The sequence below is a fragment of the Simiduia litorea genome, assembly GCF_042853465.1.
Lineage (GTDB): Bacteria > Pseudomonadota > Gammaproteobacteria > Pseudomonadales > Cellvibrionaceae > Simiduia > Simiduia litorea.
Map to the genome: position 1 here is coordinate 1,921,950 of NZ_AP031497.1, position 20,122 is coordinate 1,942,071.

The following is a 20,122-nucleotide window of genomic DNA, read 5'->3' on the forward strand; positions in this document are numbered from 1 at the left end:
ATGGCAAGTAGCGGTAGAGTGGCGTCCCCGAGACGATTTGAACGTCCGACCTGCCGCTTAGGAGGCGGCTGCTCTATCCAGCTGAGCTACGGGGACAGAGGCGCTAATTGTAATGAATTTCACTGAAGGCGCAATCTTTATGCACAGTTTCGCGGATAATTACTTATGCTAGACACCAAACCATTGCTGTTTCCCTCATCATTTCCCGCCATTTCACGGGGTTTATTGCAAACCTTACAAGTGAACTTGGGGTATTTGTGTAATTTAAGTTGCACCCATTGCCACGTAAACGCCGGACCAAAACGCACAGAGTTAATGGATCTGCCAACGGTTGATTTAGTCTTGTCCTACGTCGATAGGCATGCAATAAAATGCGTTGATCTCACTGGTGGTGCACCGGAAATGAACCCGCATTTCCGCTATTTGGTGCGCGAGCTAAAAAGGCGCGGGGTTGAGGTTATCGATCGCTGTAATTTAACGGTTTTACTGGAGCCTGGCTTTGAGGATCTGGCAACATTTTTAGCGCAATATGACGTGCGTATTGTCGCGAGCCTACCCTGTTATGAGGCAAAGAATGTTGCCGAACAGCGGGGCAAAGGTGTTTATGAATCGTCTGTAGAGGCGTTAAAAATACTTAATGGCCTAGGCTACGGTGACCAAGGGCATTTGAGCTTGGATTTGGTGTACAACCCCAATGGCGCTTTTCTACCACCACCTCAGGCAGCCTTAGAGCAAGACTATAAGCGCGAATTAAAAGCTGCTCATGGTATTCACTTTGATCAGCTATTAACCATCACTAATATGCCGATTTCCCGATTTGGCAGCGTTTTAGAGTCCAAAGGTAAGTTTCAATACTATTTAGAATTACTAAAAGATAATTTTAGTGAGCAGAACTTGACCAACGTAATGTGTAAAAGCTTAATCAGCGTCGATTGGCAGGGCTATGTGTATGATTGTGATTTTAATCAAATGCTGGAAATGCCGTTAAAGCTCATTCAACAAGACGCGATTGTGACGGACAAACCGAGGTTGCATTTACGCGATATCCTCGATTCAGATTTAGCCGGTCAATCTATTCAAATTGCCGAGCATTGCTATGGCTGTACAGCAGGGCAGGGCAGTAGTTGTGGCGGCGCACTCGATTAATAGCTTAAGTATCATCATTCCGACTTACGGTGATATCGAACAGGTTGCGGTACTTTTAAATACCTTGCAGCCCTTGCGGATGCAGGGGGCTGAATTATTGGTTGCTAATGGTTGCGCTGACGATGCCAATAGGGCGGCTGAATTGGCGTTGCTAGCAGATCACATTGTCGAAAGCCCGCCTGGCAGAGCACGGCAAATGAATGCGGCGGCGGCAAAGGCTAGTGGCGATTATTTATTGTTTCTGCACGCCGACTCGCGGGTGAGTCTGTCGCTTTTTGCGCCTTTTTTTTCACCCGATGTTACGACTGGGCTTTGGGGTTTTTATCGTCTACGTATAGAACCTGACTATGGTTTATTGCCGTTGGTGGCTCGGCTTATCAATCTGCGGTCAGTTTTGACCCAGATTGCCACGGGTGATCAAGCATTGTGGGTAAAGCGCGGTGTCTTCGAATCTATTGGCGGTTATCCAGATCAGGCCTTGATGGAGGATATCGAACTTTGCTCTAGGCTTGGTAAAGTCCATCGATCCACTCAGCACTCTGGTTATGTGATCACCTCGGCGCGGCGTTGGCAAAAGCAAGGCCAAGTAAAAACCATTTTAACTATGTGGTGGTTGCGTTTGCGTTATTGGTTGGGTGCCAATCCAAATGCCTTGGCGGCTATTTATTACCCACACCTAAAGTCAAGGGTTCGCTAAATGACTCAGCGTGATCGGGCTCCGGGCCTCATCGTTCAGTTTGCTAAAGCGCCGATGGTTGGCCAAGTCAAAACGCGGTTGTATTCGGCGTTAACGCCGGACGATGCAACAGCCCTGCATTGCGCGCTAGTGACACACAGCCATCAGATGCTGAAGTCGCTCGCCAAGGTGCAGAACGTTTTAGCTGTTGCCCCACTTGACCACGATTTTTGGCGGCAAGAAATCTTTTCAAGCACACCCTTATGGCCCCAACCGGCGGGCGATTTGGGGCAGCGGATGTTTGCGTGTTTTGAACATCACCTACAGGGCGGCATTAATCCTTGGGTTATTGTCATCGGCAGTGATTGCCCAGCACTCAGCCCAGCGTACCTAGCCGACGTGGTAACAGCGCTTGAGCGGGGGCAACAGCTTGTCTTGGGGCCTGCTAACGATGGCGGTTATGTACTTATTGCGATGACATCACCGCTGCCCGTGTTCGAAGGCGTGGATTGGGGCACAGAACAGGTATTAGCGCAAACCTGTGCAAAAGCAGGCGCGTTGGGGATAACGCCCTATCTTCTGGGGCCTTTGGCTGATGTCGACCGCCCTGAAGACCTTGCTCAGTTAAGCCAATACGCTGAGCTTTCCCGTTGGAGTCGGTGTGCTAGCTCAACGCTTTAGTCGCCTATCGGTTGCTGAAACGCAGAGGCAGTGCGCTGCAATTTGGGCGTTCTTTTTCGTTGACCCTTCGTTACTTTTATGCACATCGCCTTGAGTTGTTCAATTAGCGTGCAGCGCCTTAAAGTCTATTTGTAAAAAAGACTTGAAAAACGTTCTAAGTTATTGATTTACATGAATTCTTGATCTTGGTTAACTAATCGTCAATGTGTGGCAGCGTTAGAATCAATGCGGCCTAACGCAATCTGCTCAAGGTTTACCCCCAAACTTATCCACAGAAACTGGGGAAAACTCCCAGCGTTTTTTAGGGGTTCCTTGTTACGAGTATTCACGCTTGCAACTAACGGTAATAGCAATTGCTGCATCGTTGCTCTACTTGGCTAGAAAATGCCCATGCTTAGCCCAGCGGCTAGCGTTTGCCCGAGTACTTTGGCGGCTTCGAGGTGTTCTTCATTAACGTCGCCCTTACAGATCAGCGTGGGTATCACTTGCCTAAAGGGGTAGCCTTTTACGATGCGCTGGACTTCTCGCTCGGCTCCAGTGCCATCGTTTCCAGCTGAAATAAACAGGCCAAAGGGGATATTTAAGTTATAGGGCTCTGCTGGGTAATAGGTTCGGTCGAAGAAATCCTTTAATGCGCCGCTCATGTAACCAAAGTTTTCTGGCGTGCCAAACAGTATGCCCTCAGCCCAGAGTAGATCGGCCAGCGAGGCTTGGAACGCCATTAATGTGCGAACTTCACACTCGGCCTCTTGGTTAGCACCTGTCGAGACAGCGTGGGCGAGCTTTTCGGTATTGCCACTTTGAGTGTGGTACAGCACCAGGATTTTTTTTCGTGTCTCGGTCATTGAAATTAATCGTAGCTCTACGCTGGGCATGAACTAAAATAGAGTAAACCTTAGATTGCGTTGAAACAAGGATGGTTATGCGCATCACTCTCCTCATATTTGCTATGAGTCTCGGTAGCTTAGTGCTTTGGCCAAGTCTACCGTCTTTTTTTGCCCTCGTTTTTACAGCGTTGCTTTTCATTGTTATCGTTTTTCTTGTGTTCAAAACAGGTAGGTATCGTTGTGCGCTGCAGATGGTCGCAGCGCTTGCGTTGGGTGTTTTAATTGCTGGAGTACATGGGCATAGCGTTATGGACGACTTGCTGCCCTCCGTTTGCTCACATCAGCAGGTTCAATTCAGCGGGCGCGTGATTGGATTGCCCAAATATGCGCATGTGCGCACGGAAAAACTCGGGCAATTTTTGGTGGATGTTCACGCAATTGATGCCGCGTCTTTGTCAAGCTGTCCATCTTTATCGCGCATTATCGGTTCTCGCGTTCAAATGCGTTGGTATGCCGTTCCCGTGCAGCTAATACCCGGTGCAGTATGGCACTTTGATGCCAAGTTAACGCGCCCCCGTGGCCAATCAAACCCTTACGCAGCTGATTATCAATTATCGTTGATGAAAAAGGGGATAGTTGCACAGGGTTCAGTGGCAAGGGCGGAGCTTATTGCTCACAGTCGAGAAGGGCTTGCTGGGCTTAGATATCGCTGGCGCGATTTCTTATTGACCGAGCAGGTCTTTCAGGATGTATCAGATGTTTTAGTTGCCTTAACCATAGGCGACTCGAGTTTCCTAACGTCGTCTGTAAGAAATTTATTTCAGCGCACGGGTACCAGTCATCTAATGGCGATATCCGGTTTACATGTGGGGATTATGGCGCTTTGTGGTTATTGGATAGGACGGGTATTTGCTGCGTTACTTTTAATGCTAAGTCTGCGATGTCATATTTTTTTATTCAACGCGCGCGTCCTTGCTAGTTTAGTCTCGTTATTTTTCGCAGCTATGTATGCCGCACTCAGTGGTTTTGCGTTGCCTACACAACGGGCACTGATTATGGTGGCTTTGTTTCTATTCAGTAAGCTAACGGCTAAGCATTGGAGTTTATTCGATGTGTGGCTATACGCTTTGGTAATGGTGCTGCTTATCAATCCGCTTCAAGCTGCCGATGGCGGTTTTTATCTATCGTTTTTGGCTGTCTTTGTTCTCGTTATAGCCACGTCTTCACGGCGAGTCATTAAGGAAACGACCTTTACCCGATTGCAGCGTTGGGTTAGGCCGCAATTAGCAATTTTTATCGGGCTTCTTCCGTTAAGTCTTTTTTTGTTCGGTGGTTTAAGCTCAGTCAGTGTGCTCGCCAACAGTCTTGCAATTCCTTGGGTGACAGTATCGAGTGTGCCGCTGTCATTATTGAGCTTTTTATTCTGGTGCATTGATCCGCTCTGGGCCAATTGGCTTTTAACCGGTGCGGCCTTAAGTCTGCGTTGGTTGTTGAGCCTTTTGACGTGGATAGATGGTCTTTTTTCCAATCTAGGTTGGATAGATTTTGAGCTAACACCGTCGTTATTATTTGTCGTATCGGGGCTTGCGTTAGCGCTATTGGTGCCTGCGCCAGCTAGGTTAAAAGCCTCAATGGTTGTATTCGTTGCCGCGATAGCGGTTGCCGAGTCTCAGTTGCGGCAAAGTGTTTTTTCGAGCGAGCGCCGAATTACAATTTTTGATGTGGGGCAGGGCTTGGCGGTATTGATTGAAGCCGATGGCGAGCGTCTACTCTACGACACGGGGCCGCCCCTTGGAGAGCATACCGACGCCTTTACTCAGATCGTTTTGCCTTATTTACGCTTTCACGGACGTATGGCATTAAATGCGTTGGTAGTTAGCCATGACGACGCCGACCATGCCGGCGGTGTGACAAGGTTGAGTGAAAGGGTAGTCGTTGCGGCGATTTTCGCCGGCGAACCAAGTGCTACTCGCCCGCGCTTAGGGGCACCAACAATATGGATGCAAAACTGCAATACAGATACAAGTGTCCATCAGATAGGCTCGACTGGCCGCTATTATTTTAATTCTGCCGGTGCAGCGCTTGAGGGCAATGACGCCTCCTGCGTGTTGCGGGTTGAATTCCCTGAGCTACATCTTCTTTTACCGGGTGATATCAGCAGCCAGCGGGAGGCGACATTGTCATGGCCCGAACGTGAGGATGCGTCGGCCTTTAGGCTGCTGGTGGTTCCCCACCATGGTAGTCAATCCTCTTCTTCCTATCTGCTCTTGCAGCAATTCAAGCCAGACCTAGCGGTGGTAAGCGCAGGCTATCGGAGTCGTTATGGCCATCCCCATGAGCAGGTGTTGCATCGGTTGCGAAGTCTGCGAGTGGAAACCTTAAATACGGCACTCGATGGCGCAATCCAGTTACGTTGGCTACCGAATCAAGCGGTGCAGATCTTTCGTTGGCGAGAAACTGAGAAACACTTCTGGTTCGACGGCTAAACAGGCTATCTAGCTTGTGATAGAGTGTCGCCAGTCGGTCGGAGGCTATGCCTCGACTAATGTATCTGGCCTCGGCGTTGAGGCTGGTCGTCAAGGTTATCGAGGCGCGTTTAGCCGTGCTCGATTCTTAGGTCTTCAGGAGCGAATAGTGTTCGAAATAGTCAAAGCCGGTGGATGGCTGATGGTCCCGATTATTTTGTGTTCAATGGCTGTACTAGGTATCACCCTAGAAAGGCTTTGGAGCCTTAACGCCAGTAAAATAGCACCGCGTCATTTATTGTCGCAGGTTTGGGGTTGGATAAAAAACAACCAGCTGGATGCCAATAAATTAAAAGAGTTAAAGCAAAGCTCTGAGTTGGGCAAAATATTGGCTGCAGGCCTAAGTAATTCCCGCCATGGTCGAGATATTATGCGCGACTCTATCCAAGAGGCGGCCAGTGAAGTTGTCCACAAGCTAGAGCAATACTTAGGTGCGCTGGGCACAATCGCGGCAGTAGCGCCACTGCTTGGCTTACTGGGAACGGTGCTGGGGATGATAAAGGTTTTTACCACGATTACGTTACAAGGTACGGGTAATGCTGGCGCGTTAGCCGGTGGTATTTCGGAAGCATTAGTCACGACCGCCGCTGGTTTATGTGTGGCTATTCCGGCCATGGTTGCTCATCGGTATTTTACCCGTAAAGTAGACTCACTAGTGGTTGTCATGGAGCAGGAAGCGATCAAACTCGTGGATGCACTGCACAGCGATCGTCGTGTAGAAGGCAAGGGTAACTAAGTGAGTAACGCCGTTCAGTTCAAGCGCGCCAAGCGCGAAGAAGAGTCCGTTAATTTAACACCTCTGATTGACGTGGTGTTTTTGTTGCTTATCTTTTTTATGGTGTCCACCACGTTCACCAAAGAGACGCACTTATCTATCGATTTGCCAGAGGCAAAAGGCGAGGTTGCTGAATCGCAACCACAACATATAGAGATTTTAATTCATGCTGATGGCAGTTACGCCATTAACGGTCAAACCTTGGTTGATAAAAAGCTGCCTACCTTGTTGCGCGCCCTGCAATCGGTTGGAAATGACAATACCAAAACGCCGCTCATTATTACGGCGGATGCTGCAACCCCGCATCAGTCAGTGGTAACGGCCATGGATGCCGCCGGGCAGTTAGGTTTTGTGCATTTAAGTTTGACGACTCGCCGCCCTGAGGCGCAGTCCGAGTAAGCTATGCCACCTTTCGTAGAGCGGGGCTGGTACGGCCAAGACAAGCGCTGGTGGCCGCTGCTGTTAATTCTTTTACCTATCAGCGCTCTGTTATTTTCTATTGCTGTGTTGCGACGTGCTTGGTTAAGCCGTAGCGCCTGTGAAATCGTTGAGCCGCCCATCCTTGTGGTAGGTAATATCTCATTGGGTGGCACGGGTAAAACGCCTTTGCTTGCGGCGATGGTTCAGCTATTGCGCCTAAAAGGTTGGACGCCTGGCGTTGTGAGTCGTGGTTATGGCGGCCAAACAACGCATTATCCCTTATTGGTGAGTAGCGAGGTTTCAGCTCAACAATGCGGCGATGAGCCAAGACTATTAGTAGATAAAACCCAGGTTCCCTTGGTCGTAGACCCAAATCGCAGTCGCGCTGTCGCCTACCTTTTGGCGCACTGTCATTGCGATGTTGTGTTGAGTGATGATGGCTTGCAGCACTATGCGTTATCACGCGATATTGAAATTGCAGTGCTAGATGGCCAGCGCGGTGTCGGTAACGGTTTCTTGTTTCCAGCTGGGCCTTTGCGCGAACCGCTAACTCGGCTTCATCAAGTTGATTTCCCTGTGGTAAATGTTGCCGGGCCATTACACGCGAGCTTGAATTCGTTGACCGAGCAGTTGGTCGAGATGCGCATGGAGCCCATGGCTTTTGTGCATGTAGCGACAGGCGCGCGCACTGCATTGCAAGATATGCCCAGTGAGCAGTTATGGCAGGTTTATTGTGGTATTGGTAATCCCCAACGTTTTTTTATGACGCTCGCCCAGCAAGGTATTTGCTATGAGCCGCATGTTTTCCCCGATCATTACAACTATTCGCCGGCAGACTTTACAGAGTGGGCCGAGGATTATATTTTGATGACCGAAAAGGATGCGGTGAAATGCCGTCAATTTGCTGGCGAGCATTGGTATTATCTGGCCGTCGAGGCGCATTTGCCGCCAGACTTTATCGACCGGTTAGATGCGCTACTGTTGAAAGTTAAAGCGCATAAAGTTATTGATCGCTAGTGCCGATAGTTTTCCAAATTTTTTCTGAGAAGTGTCTATGTCCTTTACCGTGATTATTCCCGCAAGGTTTGCGTCTACCCGTTTACCCGGCAAGCCTTTAGCCGATATTGCTGGTAAGCCGATGATTCAACGCGTGGTTGAGCAGGCTCGCATGAGTGAAGCCAAACGGGTTGTGGTGGCGACAGACGATGCGCGTATTGCCGATGTTGTGCAGGGTTTCGGCGGGGAGTTTTGTATGACCCGTGCTGACCATGTATCTGGTACTGATCGGCTGCAAGAAGTTGGGCAGTTATTAGGTTTAACCGACGCTGATATCGTCGTCAATGTGCAAGGCGATGAGCCGTTAATTCCCCCAGCGGTTATCAACCAAGTGGCAAAAAACATCTTTGACAATAAAGACGCCTCCGTTGCAACTCTATGCGAACCGATTAAACGCGCCGAGGATTTTTTTAATGCCAATATTGTCAAGTTGGTAACCGATCAGGCCGGTATGGCGCTCTACTTCAGTCGTGCACCAATGCCTTGGGCAAGAGATGCCTTTGCTGTTGATAAAGTTCACTTACCGGTATCAGATTTGTTTGTGCGTCATATTGGTATTTACGCCTATCGCGTTAGTTTGCTCAATGCGTTTGTTAATTGGCCGCAGTCACCCCTGGAAAAACTGGAGTCGTTAGAACAGTTGCGGGTTCTGCATTATGGTCACCGGATTCATGTGGCGCATGCGCTTGAAGCCGTGCCAGGTGGCGTTGATACGCCGGACGATTTAGCCCGTTTGTGCCAATTGCTGGGGTAGTGACGTGCGCGTTAAGGTTTTAATGGTGTGCCTCGGTAATATCTGTCGTTCGCCTTCAGCAGAAGGTGTATTGCGGATAGCGTTAGGAAAAAGGGGCTTGGCCGATAAGGTAGGTGTAGATTCCGCTGGCACTGCGGCCTGGCATGTAGGTAATAGCCCTGACCCTCGCAGTGTTGCCCATGCTAAAAAGCGCGCGGTTGACATTACATCCTGCCGAGCGCGACAGGTTGCGAGTGACGATTTTCATGTGTTTGATTATGTCTTAGCCATGGACAAATCTAACTTACACGCATTAAAACAATTGCAGCCGGCTAACAGTAAGGCGAGGTTGGATTTATTGTTGTCCTTCGGTTCTCTTCCCGGATTTGATCAAGTGCCAGACCCCTATTATGGTGAGCAAGACGGTTTTGACATGGTGTTGGATTTAATTGAGGCAGGCGTTAGTGGTTTAATTGATCATATCGTTGCGCATGATTTGCGGTTGCCCCAATGACCTTTTGTATTTCTGAAAATATCGATCTGCAGCGCTTTCTCACCTTAGCGATACCCGCTAAAGCGCGATTTTTTTGCGTGGTGACTTGTATAGATGATATTCGTCAGGCGCTCGAGTTCACGCGTGCTAGAAACTTGCCGTTGATGGTGTTAGGCGGTGGCAGCAATGTGGTCATGCGGTCGGATTTTGCCGGCCTCGTTATGCAGATAGCATTGCGTGGCATAGACGTCCAAGCTGAGGTGAAAGAGGGCGCCGAAATAGCTGCAGACGCGAATGTTTATGTCGCGGCAGCGGCTGGGGAGTCCTGGCAGGCACTGGTTGATTTTAGTCTTGCCCGTGGGCTCTGGGGTTTAGAAAATCTTAATCTGATACCCGGCACTGTGGGCGCTGCCCCGATTCAAAACATTGGTGCTTATGGCGTTGAGTTAGATCAGGTTTTTTACGATTTACAGGCGTTGAGGGTGAGCGACGGCGAGCTTGTGGTTTTTTCTAAATCCGCGTGTGAATTCTCTTATCGCGACAGTTTTTTTAAGCGAAGCAAGGGTGAATATATCATCCTTAGTGTGCGCCTGTGCTTGGCGAGTCATGGCGTTGCTAAGTTGGCTTACCCGGGGCTACTTGATAATTTTGATCCGAGCGGTCTGGACCAAGTTTTACCCATGGCGGTTGCCGATAGGGTGGCGAAGCTTCGCCGTGCTAAGTTGCCCGACCCTGCTGTTATCCCCAATGCGGGCAGTTTTTTCCATAACCCGATTGTGGATGCGAAGCAGGAAGCGCGCTTGCGCGCCGAACACGCCGATCTAGTGTCTTACCTGCAGGCCGACGGTCGGTACAAGCTGGCGGCGGCGTGGTTAATTGATAGGGCAGGTCTGAAGGGAAAGGTAAGCGAAGGTGTCGGCATGCATGCTCATCAAGCCTTGGTGTTGATCAATCCGGGGCGGTGTGATGGTAATCAAGTACTGAACTTTGCACACCGTATTGCCGATCAGGTTGAGGCTATGTTCGGTGTGAGGTTGGTCATTGAACCGCAAATCTACCCCTAGTATTGAGTATCTGTCGGATGGCGCTCTGAGCTACTTTCCAGACTTTTTAACGCCTGAGCAGGCATCTATTTATTTTGACGAGTTACGACAATCCCTACGCTGGGCGCAGTCAGAAATTCGCCTGTACGGCAAAACCCATAAAATTCCGCGTTTGAATGCTTGGTATGGTGAGTCAGGTATCCGTTATCGTTATTCTGGCACTGAGTTTGAAGCCATTCCTTGGACGCCTGTGTTGGCCGATATTCGGGCGAGATTGATCGATGGTTTTGCATTGCCTATCAACAGTGTGCTGGCTAATTACTACCGCAGCGGACAGGACTGTATGGGATGGCATGCAGATAACGAGCCTGAGTTGGGTGCCGAACCCGTTATTGCAACGGTTAGCCTTGGGGTGACTAGAACTTTGCGCTTTCGTCATAAGCGTAGAGAGCAGGCAGCTTTTGGCGTGGATTTAGCGCCTGGATCTTTGCTAATTATGGGGCCGGGGCTTCAGCAAGCGTGGCAGCATAGTCTGCCAAAGCGCGTAAATACGGGTGCAAGGGTGAGTTTAACGTTCAGGCAGGTGGTGCACACCGGTACCAATTGAGTGCAAACAAAAATGTGACAGGTGTCACATTTGCTAGTCAATGAAACCCTTGGGTGATACATTACTGTGTCGGACAAGGGGCTGAACCGCTAATCTAAGGGTTGAATATGCAAATGGCTCTCTAGGTAAGGATAAGAAAAATAGTGCACATATCACCGATGTGCTGTCTTTGGGGACAAATATCTTGATCAAAATACTGGTAGTCGACGACCACGATTTGGTGCGTACGGGGATAGTACGCATGTTGTCGGACGTAGAGGGAATTGAGGTAGTTGGCGAAGCCGAAAGCGGTGAAGTGGCCATTAAACTCACCAAGGAATTAAATCCTACTGTCATTTTAATGGATGTGAAGATGCCTGGTATGGGGGGCTTAGAAGCGACTAAAAAGCTTCTGCATTGGCATCCTGAGGTTCGCATCGTTGCGGTCACAGCTTATGATGATGATCTTTACCCTCAACGCTTGTTACAGGCGGGGGCTGCTGGCTATATCACTAAAGGAGCAGACCTTAAGGAAATGATCGAGGCTGTCCACACGGTGGTGCGTGGCGAGATCTATATGAGCAATAACGTTGCCCGCCAGCTAGCCATGAAGAATTTCGGCGGTCGCAAGGGTGAGCAGTCGCCTTTTGAGTTGCTATCAGAAAGAGAGTTGCAAACGGCATTGATGATTGCTAATGGTCAAAAGCCGATGGATATTGCTGCCACGTTTAACGTCAGTCCAAAAACGGTGAATACTTACAGGTACCGTATTTTTGAAAAACTGAGTATTAGCAGTGATGTAGAGCTGACGCTGTTGGCGATTAAGCATCATGTGCTAGACCCGGAATCTGTGGTTTAGCTTGCATCTGTGAGTTTTAAACGGTGCGATTGCTTCAAACAAGCCTCTTCTAAATAAGATACTCTTGATACACTAGAGCCCAAGCCAAAAAGCTTGGGCTTTGTTTTATTTACTCGGTTGAAATTGAATAATTTTTACACGCGTCGAGCCTATGTCGGATACAGAACTGAGTTTTGATCATAAAACTTTCCTGAAAACACTACCGTTAACAGCGGGTGTTTATCAAATGTATGGCGAAACCGGGCATATTCTTTATGTTGGTAAGGCGAAAAACTTACGCAATCGTGTGGCTAGCTATTTCAGGGCCAGTGGTTTGACACCGAAAACGCAGGCGCTTGTGGCGCGTATTCGGACGATGCAGGTGACGCTTACCGAAACTGAAGTTGAAGCGTTGCTGCTGGAGCAAAGTTTAATCAAGGCCCAGCGTCCTCCCTATAATATTCTGTTGCGCGACGATAAATCTTACCCCTATATTTTTATCAGTAGCCGCGATGATTACCCAAAAATAGGCGTTCATCGGGGCCTTAAACGCAAGAAAGGTGAATATTTTGGGCCCTTTCCTGGTGCAGCAGCAGTGCATGAGAGCATTCAATTCTTGCAGAAAACCTTTCGACTGCGCACCTGTGAAGACTCAGTGTTTTCAAATCGCTCGCGGCCGTGCTTGCAATACCAAATTCAGCGTTGCTCGGGGCCGTGTGTTGATTTAATTAGCCCAGAAGATTACGCCGCCGATCTGTTGCACGCACAGCAATTTTTGCGCGGTAAAAGCTCAGAGTTAATTGGCGTTCTTGCCGATCAGATGGAGCAAGCTTCTACGCAATTACATTTTGAGCGCGCAGCCTTGTTGCGCGACCAAATAACCTCACTTCGTAAAGTTCAGTCGGAGTCCCCGGTCGACAATCAAATCGGGGATGTGGATGTAATCGGCATCGCGTCAGATGGGGCTCAGCTGTGTGTGCATTTTTTATTCGTCCGTCAAGGCCGCATTCAGGGTAGTAAAAGTTATTTTGTTAAATACCACTTGCAGGAAACTGAGCAAGAGTTGTTGTTGTCTTTTGTATCGCAATGGTATTTAACGGGTGGCGATAGAGATTATCCACGCGAAATAATCTTACCAGCTGCTATTGATGATGCCGATTTGTTGGCAACAGCCATTTCGGGCGCGGCGCAAAAAAATGTACGGCTGGTCTGGCAAGTGCGTTCCTATCGAGAGCAGTGGCAGAGCTTGGCGCAGTCAGCGGCACGACAAAATCTGGCTTCGCACCTTGCCACTAAGTCTTCGCTGTTACAGCGTTTCGAAACCTTGCAAGAGGTATTGCAGCTGGAGGCGTTACCAGAGCGTTTGGAGTGCTTTGATATCAGTCACAGTAGCGGTGAAAAAACCGTCGCCTCTTGTGTCGTGTTCAATCGAGAAGGCGCCCTTAAGTCGGATTACCGGCGTTTCAATATTGACGGCATTACCGCTGGTGATGATTACGCGGCTATGGCGCAGGCGCTAAGTCGGCGTTACTCGCGCGTGCAGGCCGAGGCTGGGCGTCTGCCTGATCTGTTAATTGTCGATGGTGGTAAAGGTCAGCTCAGTATCGCCAAGAAGGTGATGGCCGAGCTTGGCTTGCCCGAGGTTAAGCTCTTGGGTGTGGCTAAAGGCACAACCCGTAAGGCGGGATTTGAAACGCTAATAGACGGCGATCGTGAATTTGTTTTGGATGGCCAAAATAGCGCACTGCATTTAATTCAATCTATTCGCGACGAGGCTCACCGTTTTGCTGTTACAGGCCATAAGCAACGGCGGGATAAAGCCCGACGAGTATCAAAGTTAGAAGAAATTGAGGGCGTAGGCCCTAGTCGGCGACGTGAGCTGTTGCGCTATTTTGGTGGTTTTCAGGAAATTGCGGCTGCATCGGCCGCTGATTTGGAAAAAGTGCCGGGTATTAGCAAAAAATTAGCCGATCATATTTACACTGCACTGCATTGACGGTAACTTGCCCGATTGCAAAATTGAAGTAAAAGTAGCCCCTATGAATTTGGCCAACCAACTAACACTGGCACGTATTGCGTTAATTCCGCTGTTTGTGGTGATATTTTATTTGCCCTACAAATGGAGTTATCCCGTTGCTGCCATCATATTCGCCGTGGCCGCTGCCACTGATTGGCTCGATGGCTATATTGCAAGGCGATTTGAGCAGGCGACGGAGTTTGGGGCTTTTTTAGACCCTGTGGCGGATAAGCTCATGGTGGCTGTCGCGCTCGTGCTTCTTGTGGGCGCGCATGACAGCGCCTTGCTGTCTATTGCATCGGCGGTAATCATTGGCAGGGAAATTGTCATCTCCGCTCTTAGGGAGTGGATGGCGGAGCTTGGCAAGCGCTCGAGTGTGGCGGTTTCCTATATTGGCAAGATCAAAACCGCTGCGCAGATGTTGGCTATCGTATTATTGCTTGCGATAGAGCCGACAGCCCATCCAGTAATGTTGGTGGCTGGTTACTTTTTGCTCTATGTGGCTGCCGGTCTGACACTTTGGTCAATGTTTATCTATTTGAAGGCAGCCTGGCCATTAATGAAGTCAAAAAGAGCTGCCTAAGTACTTGACACCGTTGACTTGCCCCCTAGAATAGCGCGCTCTTCTGTGCCCTTGGGTATTTATCGAATAACCAGTTTTATTCGAGCTAAGTGTCAGAAAATATTGCATTTTTTAGTAGTGCTCGGCTACAATGCCGGCCCTTGGCGCGATAGCAAAGCGGTTATGCCACGGATTGCAAATCCGTTGAGCCCGGTTCGACTCCGGGTCGCGCCTCCACTTTCGTTAACGGTGTTAAACCGCTAACAAAACTGTCGACAACGACAGCACCTTACAGGCTGATGACTTTCATCACCTGACTCGATGCCCGAGTGGTGAAATTGGTATACACAAGGGATTTAAAATCCCTCGACCTCACGGTCATGCCGGTTCAAGTCCGGCCTCGGGCACCATTTTATGTCGATCTCATTCCGCAGAAGCAACTAGATAAGCGCTCAAATTCCCCCGGGGACTTGAACCGGACCGGTTCACTAAATGCGATTAGCATTTAGTACAAGGAGCGATAGCGACGCAGCCCGTAGGGCGTTAATAGCCCTTAGGCTATTAGCGTTAACCCGGCCTCGGGCACCATTTTATTTCGATCTCATTCCGCAGAAGCAACTAGATAAGCGCTCAAATTCCCCCGGGGACTTGAACCGGACCGGTTCACTGCTAATCGTTTGGAACGATTTTGGCAGCTACGCTGGCCGGAGGCCGAAGTGTATGGATGCACGCAGTCAAATGCGATTAGCATTTAGTACAAGGAGCGATAGCGACGACAAATCGTAAGGATAACGATTTGAGCAACGATGTTGGCCGAAGGCCGAGCGACAGGGAGGTCGCGAGCTCACCCCGTAGGGCGTTAATAGCCCTTAGGCTATTAGCGTTAACCCGGCCTCGGGCACCATTCTATGTCGATCTCATTCCGCAGAAGCAACTAGATAAGCGCTCAAATTCCTCCGGGGACTTGAACCGGACCGGTTCACTGGTAATCGTTTAGAGCGATTTTGGCAGCTAAGCTCTGCAAGCGCGGCTTCGTGTACCGCTCCACTTTTAACAGGAGGCCTGGCTATTTCTTCGCTGGAAGTGGTAATGGGCTAGCAGTTATGCCAGCCAAACACGTAATCTCAGCTGGGAATGCGTTGCCTTAGGTAGTTAAGGGTTCTGTCATTTCGAGCCATGTAAGACCTCAATGTGCATCAGTTGCATTGGTTTCTTTTGAGTGCTTCTGCTTACTCGAGATTGATTGAGTGAATATAAGCTTCCGTAATTAAAATCAATCCAATTTTTACGCTGAAGCTAGTCATTAGCTTTTTTCACAAACTCAGACTTCAACATCATTGGGCCTATCTTATCGACACGACAATCGATGTTGTGATCGCCGTCGACAATTCTATTGATTTTAACTTTGGTGCCAATTTTGATAACCATTGAGCTGGATTTGACTTTGAGATCCTTGATGAGGGTGGCATTATCTCCCTCAAATAAATCGTTGCCGTTAGCGTCTTTAACGCTCGCTCGCTGCTCGTCGGTGGCGTCAGCGTTTTTTGACCATTCGTGCGCGCACTCTGGGCAAATCAACAGTGCGCCGTCTTCATAGGTGTATTCAGATTGGCATTTTGGGCAAGGTGGCAATGACATGCTTATTTCTCGTTGTGGGGCTTGATGGTGTGATGATCGGCAGTGGGCTGTGTCGCTAAGACTATCCGACGCCAAGCGACATGAATGCACGTGACATCGATATTCATTCGCTGAAATTCTAAGGCTCGGTATTATAAGTCCCCTGTGGTCACCGTCAAACAAAGTAATGACTGAGGTGGTTGGTTCAGCCTGGTTAAAGAAATATATGATAGGTGCAATTTTTAGCGGTTGTTTAGAGGTCATTGCATGAAATTTGTAGAATTAATGCCAGTGTCTGCATTTCAAGACGCGATTGGCGCTATGTCGAGTCGGGAAAAGCTCGTTGTTTGCGGATCAATGGAGGATATGCAGTATATTGAAGAAGGTTTAACGCAGGCGACGGAGTCTGCCGACGCAATTATTACTCGCGCTTCACAGCTAGATATTGATACTTGGTTCGGAGCTCGCCGTGTTGATATCGAAATGGACGTTGAGGAAAGTGCTGTTGGATTAATGGATAGAGTAGGCAATTGGCCGAGCGATGTTGTGGATCAGCCAGGCTTCTCACTCGCCCACGACATGATGAGCGGTCAACTTCATACCCAGTTGATGGGGGCGAAGCTGCAAGTAGATCAGTCTTGGCAGATTCCGGCGCATTTTCATTTTGGTGGGTGGAACGAGTGCCCAGCTCCAGATGTACAGTGCGCGATTTGGCGTTATTGGCAAGCCAAGTATGGCGCGCATATTGTGGCTGTTAGTAATGATGTGATTGAAGCTTATGTTGAGCGGCCGCCTCAAACGGAGGCTGAGGCTATGGCGCTAGCTTGGCAGCAGTACTGTTATTGTAGCGATATTGTGGACCAAGGTGTCGAGACTGTCGCTAATTTGGCGGCCACTTTGTTAAATCACTCGGTGTGGTTTTTTTGGTGGGATTAAGCTGAGTTGCTCATCCTGATATTACCTTCATCGCTTGGTTTCTAATGATTTTTTAGGGAGCTTCTTGTTCAGGATTGAACCAAATATTTGGTGCGTTAAGTATCTGTTGTTTGTGGCTTTCTTCTAAAAATAAAATTTTACGGTGTTTAAAATTTGCTTTTTTTATTTCATCGCTAAAGTGATGGTCGAAAATTGATTTTAGATCCCCGTTTTTTGTCATCATTTCTAATCCCGCTTGTATGCGCTTCGCAATTCTCGGATGGCGGGGTGATACATAAGTATAGGTTGGCGTGGGGATGTAGAGCATTAGATGTGGCTCGACGGTCAGGTGTGGCATGGTGGTAGCCCTTTGACTAACCTCGTTGAATATTTCGTGGGCGCCTCGCAACATAAAGTCAAAGCGCTTATTTTCCAGCATGACAAAAAGTCCCTCGTAGCTGCCACCACTAACGATAGTGAAGTTGTAATTTTCCAAGTAGCTCTTGGTGCTCCAATCGTATTGTGCGCCCATCTTGAGTGCTTTTAGTTCTTCTAAGGTAGTTATATTTGCGAACCGATCAATATTATCTTGGTGGATGAGTAAAAGACGGTAATTTAAGATGCCACGTCGTATGGGGATTAGTATGGGAAGTGTTAAGTCTCGCCACGAAGGGTCATCGGGCGCGAAATAGACGTTTATGAGCTGACCTTCCTGAATTTCAAGTAGGGCACGTTTTCGGTTCATGCTGGGGCCATTCAAGTTAACTTGGTAGGGGCCGTATTCCGATGTGGTGAGTTCCAGTGCGCGATAAAGTACTGCGTTCTTGTATTCGCCGCGAGTATCTTGTGATGACTGGGGTGTGGGCAGGGTAATAATGTCCATGCCAAATGCCGTCTGGCCAGCCATCAGGAGCAGTAATAGTGTCCGGCTAAATGACATGCAACCTCTTAAATCTAGCGCGATTGGTAAAAGGCTAGATATTTCCATGAGTTAGAATTGGCCATGCCTGAGAGTATAGACTGATTCTAAAGCCATATAACTGGTATAGTTTGCGTTTTCTAATATCTCTTCGTGAAATGGGGCTTATACCAATGAAGCTTCTTGACGTTAATGAAGGGCCTGGGTGTTTATTCTTTTCCCTATTTTTTGGAGGGTTTTATGTCTGAAAAAATGCTGGTTATCACGGGTGGTAGCAGAGGTATTGGGCGTGCGGCCATTGCGCGCTTTCAAGCTGAAGGTTTTAGTGTAATAAACCTATCGCGAACACCAATTGGGCTTGCCGGTGTTGCGCAAATCACTGTGGATATGAGTGATGCTAACTGGGCCATTCAAGGAGCAGGAAAGCTTCATGATGCTGTGGTTAAACGTATGCCTTCTGGTCAGGGGCGTATTGTTGTTGTCCACAATGCTGGTTTGTTAGAAAAAGATTCTGTTTGTACTGTGGCGGCGGAGAGCTTCGCGAAAGTGATGCAGGTTAACGTCATTGCACCCGCTCAGCTCAACCAAATATTATTACCCATTATGACGCCTGGCTCGGCGATTGTTTACGTGGGGTCTACCTTAAGTGAAAAAGCTGTTGCCAATAGCTGTAGTTATGTCACGTCTAAGCATGCGTTGGTCGGCTTGATGCGTGCAACCTGCCAAGACTTGGTTGGGAGCGGTATTCACACGAATTGTGTTTGCCCAGGATTTACCGATACAGAAATGTTGCGGGCACATGTAGGTGGGGACCAGGCAGTTCTTGATAGTATTGCCAGCGGTGTAACGTTTAATAGACTAATACAGCCGCAAGAAATGGCCGACGCTATTTATGTTGCAGCAACTCAGGCGGTGTTTAATGGCGCAGTTATGCACGCCAATTTAGGTCAAATTGAGCGCTAGCGTTGCGTTTGCGCAACGCGTTTCCTAGTGATAACGCGCTATAGCGGTATTTCGTCTGCTACGCGTAGGTACTGTCGCAAATAATGTACGGCAAGATAGAAGGGCAATGTGTCCAAGAGCGCAACTGTCATTTTAAATAAATAATTGCTGCCCATTAGCACCAGTAATTGATTTAAGGTGATGGCGCCGGCTATAAACGCCGCGCCGAAGGTGACGCTGATTACCATGAAGGAATCTACGCCTTGGCTGATCAGGGTGGAAAAGTTATTGCGCAGCCAAAGGTGCTTGCCTTTTGTTACCCGCTTCCAGAAGTGGAATAGCTGTACGTCGCAATATTGTGCAGCGAGGTAAGCTAGCATGGATGCGAAGACCGCGCCCGAGGTGCAGGCGAAAATGAGTTGGAATAATTCTACTGACCCCGAAATCACTTCACCGCTCGGTAAAATAACGTCTTGTGATAAATTCAATACTTGCCAAGGCGGCAGAGAATCGGGCGCTACAGAGGGTAGGCTACTCGCTAGCCAAAGTGTGCCAATCACGAAGCCATTCATGACAAGGCCAACAGTTACCATAAAATTTGCCCGCTGTTTACCATAAATTTCACTCACGATATCGGTGCATAAAAAAGTGAGTGGATAGGGTAGTACGCCTATCGCTAGGGCTAGCGGACCTAGTTCTATGAATCGAGTGATGCCAATGACATTGAGTAACGTCATGGCACAGAGGAAGAAGCCAGTTAGTAGTAAAAAAACTTTTTCTCGGCGCCAATTCAGTGCCGAAGGCGAAAGTGTATCTGTATCCATAGCCGTCATTTTATGGTTGATCCTGTTGCCACGCGCAGGAGCCCCATTGCCCGGGCCCTGAAGACACTTTCATTTCAACGCTGGCTAGGTCATGGCGTTCAACAAAGTCGTCATCGTGTAAAAACCGGTCTAGCAAATAAGCCGCAAACGCTTCCACCGTGGTGTTAGGAACGGGCAGTAGTTTGCAGTCTGTGCGTAAGAACACCAAGGTTTCGCCGTTCATGCTGGCCTCGTGGTGATGTTCCGTTGTCACTATCTTTAAATAAGGGGAATGTGCCGGCAGTAGGGTGTATTCATCGAGTTCATCGCACAATGCACGTATTTTGTCTTTGAGGATTTTGTAGCTAAAAGCTAGGCCGTTGCGATTGGCTGGAGAGCTAATACTTAAGGACACGCGAAAATTATGACCGTGCAATCGCTCTCTTTCAGTCGCAGAGAAAATCGTGAAGTGGGCGGCAGAAAACTTCATGTCTTCTTTGTTGACTTCTATGGTGGTCAGGCTGCTCATTCAATGGTCCGTCGCTGGT

The 20,122-nt window shown here is 48.7% G+C and carries 21 protein-coding genes and 3 tRNA genes; 18 read left to right on the forward strand and 6 right to left on the reverse strand.

What is annotated here, in order from left to right:
- Positions 1-19: 19 nt before the first annotated feature.
- A tRNA-Arg gene (locus tag ACGHTT_RS08460) sits at positions 20-96 on the reverse strand.
- 69 nt (positions 97-165) lie between these two features.
- Here ACGHTT_RS08460 and arsS point away from each other — a divergent pair.
- Genes arsS through ACGHTT_RS08475 form a run of 3 tightly spaced genes read left to right on the forward strand, consistent with a single transcriptional unit; the run spans position 166 to position 2,503 of the window.
- Positions 166-1,146 carry an arsenosugar biosynthesis radical SAM (seleno)protein ArsS gene (gene arsS / locus ACGHTT_RS08465; RefSeq protein ID WP_390594709.1) on the forward strand — a complete coding sequence of 327 codons (981 nt, stop codon included), beginning with the start codon at positions 166-168 and terminating at the stop codon, positions 1,144-1,146.
- A complete protein-coding gene (locus ACGHTT_RS08470) occupies positions 1,097-1,843 on the forward strand; it encodes a TIGR04283 family arsenosugar biosynthesis glycosyltransferase (RefSeq protein ID WP_390594710.1) in 747 nt (248 codons plus the stop codon). Before arsS ends, ACGHTT_RS08470 begins: the two co-directional genes overlap by 50 nt.
- Entirely contained in the window at positions 1,844-2,503 is a 660-nt protein-coding gene (locus ACGHTT_RS08475; protein ID WP_390594711.1) for a TIGR04282 family arsenosugar biosynthesis glycosyltransferase, read from the forward strand. It abuts the gene before it with no gap.
- A gap of 377 nt (positions 2,504-2,880) precedes the next feature.
- Here ACGHTT_RS08475 and ACGHTT_RS08480 read toward each other — a convergent pair whose 3' ends face one another.
- Positions 2,881-3,348: a flavodoxin family protein gene (locus tag ACGHTT_RS08480; protein ID WP_390594712.1), complete on the reverse strand. Its 468-nt coding sequence runs from the start codon at positions 3,346-3,348 to the stop codon at positions 2,881-2,883.
- A 77-nt stretch (positions 3,349-3,425) separates the two neighbouring features.
- On the opposite strand from ACGHTT_RS08480, the gene ACGHTT_RS08485 reads away from it, so the two are divergent.
- The 13 genes from ACGHTT_RS08485 to ACGHTT_RS08545 all read left to right on the forward strand — a co-directional run bounded on the left by ACGHTT_RS08485 (position 3,426) and on the right by ACGHTT_RS08545 (position 14,788).
- Positions 3,426-5,816: a DNA internalization-related competence protein ComEC/Rec2 gene (locus ACGHTT_RS08485; RefSeq protein ID WP_390594713.1), complete on the forward strand. Its 2,391-nt coding sequence runs from the start codon at positions 3,426-3,428 to the stop codon at positions 5,814-5,816.
- A 148-nt stretch (positions 5,817-5,964) separates the two neighbouring features.
- Positions 5,965-6,591 carry a MotA/TolQ/ExbB proton channel family protein gene (locus ACGHTT_RS08490; RefSeq protein ID WP_390594714.1) on the forward strand — a complete coding sequence of 209 codons (627 nt, stop codon included), beginning with the start codon at positions 5,965-5,967 and terminating at the stop codon, positions 6,589-6,591.
- Positions 6,592-7,029, forward strand: a complete 438-nt coding sequence (locus ACGHTT_RS08495) for an ExbD/TolR family protein (protein WP_390594715.1) — start codon at positions 6,592-6,594, stop codon at positions 7,027-7,029.
- 3 nt (positions 7,030-7,032) lie between these two features.
- Positions 7,033-8,067 carry a tetraacyldisaccharide 4'-kinase gene (lpxK, locus tag ACGHTT_RS08500; protein ID WP_390594716.1) on the forward strand — a complete coding sequence of 345 codons (1,035 nt, stop codon included), beginning with the start codon at positions 7,033-7,035 and terminating at the stop codon, positions 8,065-8,067.
- A 37-nt stretch (positions 8,068-8,104) separates the two neighbouring features.
- Positions 8,105-8,860 carry a 3-deoxy-manno-octulosonate cytidylyltransferase gene (gene kdsB, locus ACGHTT_RS08505; protein ID WP_390594717.1) on the forward strand — a complete coding sequence of 252 codons (756 nt, stop codon included), beginning with the start codon at positions 8,105-8,107 and terminating at the stop codon, positions 8,858-8,860.
- A gap of 22 nt (positions 8,861-8,882) precedes the next feature.
- A complete protein-coding gene (locus ACGHTT_RS08510; RefSeq protein WP_390595012.1) occupies positions 8,883-9,353 on the forward strand; it encodes a low molecular weight protein-tyrosine-phosphatase in 471 nt (156 codons plus the stop codon).
- Positions 9,350-10,396 carry a UDP-N-acetylmuramate dehydrogenase gene (gene murB / locus ACGHTT_RS08515; protein WP_390594718.1) on the forward strand — a complete coding sequence of 349 codons (1,047 nt, stop codon included), beginning with the start codon at positions 9,350-9,352 and terminating at the stop codon, positions 10,394-10,396. Before ACGHTT_RS08510 ends, murB begins: the two co-directional genes overlap by 4 nt.
- Positions 10,374-10,982 (forward strand): alpha-ketoglutarate-dependent dioxygenase AlkB family protein, encoded by a 609-nt coding sequence (locus ACGHTT_RS08520; protein ID WP_390594719.1) that lies wholly within the window; start codon positions 10,374-10,376, stop codon positions 10,980-10,982. Before murB ends, ACGHTT_RS08520 begins: the two co-directional genes overlap by 23 nt.
- Before the next feature lie 184 nt (positions 10,983-11,166).
- A complete protein-coding gene (locus tag ACGHTT_RS08525) occupies positions 11,167-11,820 on the forward strand; it encodes a response regulator (protein WP_290262853.1) in 654 nt (217 codons plus the stop codon).
- A gap of 151 nt (positions 11,821-11,971) precedes the next feature.
- On the forward strand, positions 11,972-13,795 hold the full coding sequence (gene uvrC, locus ACGHTT_RS08530; protein WP_390594720.1) for an excinuclease ABC subunit UvrC: 1,824 nt from the start codon (positions 11,972-11,974) through the stop codon (positions 13,793-13,795).
- Between the two features lie 43 nt (positions 13,796-13,838).
- Positions 13,839-14,399, forward strand: coding sequence for a CDP-diacylglycerol--glycerol-3-phosphate 3-phosphatidyltransferase (pgsA, locus tag ACGHTT_RS08535; RefSeq protein WP_390594721.1), 561 nt, complete (start codon positions 13,839-13,841; stop codon positions 14,397-14,399).
- 142 nt (positions 14,400-14,541) lie between these two features.
- A tRNA-Cys gene (locus ACGHTT_RS08540) sits at positions 14,542-14,615 on the forward strand.
- An 86-nt stretch (positions 14,616-14,701) separates the two neighbouring features.
- Positions 14,702-14,788, forward strand: a tRNA-Leu gene (locus ACGHTT_RS08545).
- Positions 14,789-15,674: 886 nt separating this feature from the next.
- Here ACGHTT_RS08545 and ACGHTT_RS08550 read toward each other — a convergent pair.
- Complete coding sequence (locus ACGHTT_RS08550; protein ID WP_390594722.1) at positions 15,675-16,016, reverse strand: zinc ribbon domain-containing protein YjdM; 342 nt, start codon at positions 16,014-16,016, stop codon at positions 15,675-15,677.
- 246 nt (positions 16,017-16,262) lie between these two features.
- Here ACGHTT_RS08550 and ACGHTT_RS08555 point away from each other — a divergent pair, with 246 nt between their 5' ends.
- Positions 16,263-16,931, forward strand: a complete 669-nt coding sequence (locus tag ACGHTT_RS08555) for a DUF4253 domain-containing protein (RefSeq protein ID WP_390594723.1) — start codon at positions 16,263-16,265, stop codon at positions 16,929-16,931.
- A gap of 52 nt (positions 16,932-16,983) precedes the next feature.
- Here ACGHTT_RS08555 and ACGHTT_RS08560 read toward each other — a convergent pair whose 3' ends face one another.
- Entirely contained in the window at positions 16,984-17,850 is an 867-nt protein-coding gene (locus tag ACGHTT_RS08560; protein ID WP_390594724.1) for a hypothetical protein, read from the reverse strand.
- 219 nt (positions 17,851-18,069) lie between these two features.
- Here ACGHTT_RS08560 and ACGHTT_RS08565 point away from each other — a divergent pair, with 219 nt between their 5' ends.
- Positions 18,070-18,792, forward strand: coding sequence for an SDR family NAD(P)-dependent oxidoreductase (locus ACGHTT_RS08565; RefSeq protein WP_390594725.1), 723 nt, complete (start codon positions 18,070-18,072; stop codon positions 18,790-18,792).
- 38 nt (positions 18,793-18,830) lie between these two features.
- On the opposite strand, the gene ACGHTT_RS08570 is transcribed toward ACGHTT_RS08565, so the two are convergent.
- Together ACGHTT_RS08570 and ACGHTT_RS08575 are read right to left on the reverse strand one after the other, a co-directional pair.
- Positions 18,831-19,595 carry a queuosine precursor transporter gene (locus tag ACGHTT_RS08570; RefSeq protein ID WP_390594726.1) on the reverse strand — a complete coding sequence of 255 codons (765 nt, stop codon included), beginning with the start codon at positions 19,593-19,595 and terminating at the stop codon, positions 18,831-18,833.
- 10 nt (positions 19,596-19,605) lie between these two features.
- Positions 19,606-20,103 (reverse strand): 6-pyruvoyl tetrahydropterin synthase family protein, encoded by a 498-nt coding sequence (locus ACGHTT_RS08575; protein ID WP_390594727.1) that lies wholly within the window; start codon positions 20,101-20,103, stop codon positions 19,606-19,608.
- Positions 20,104-20,122 lie beyond the last annotated feature (19 nt).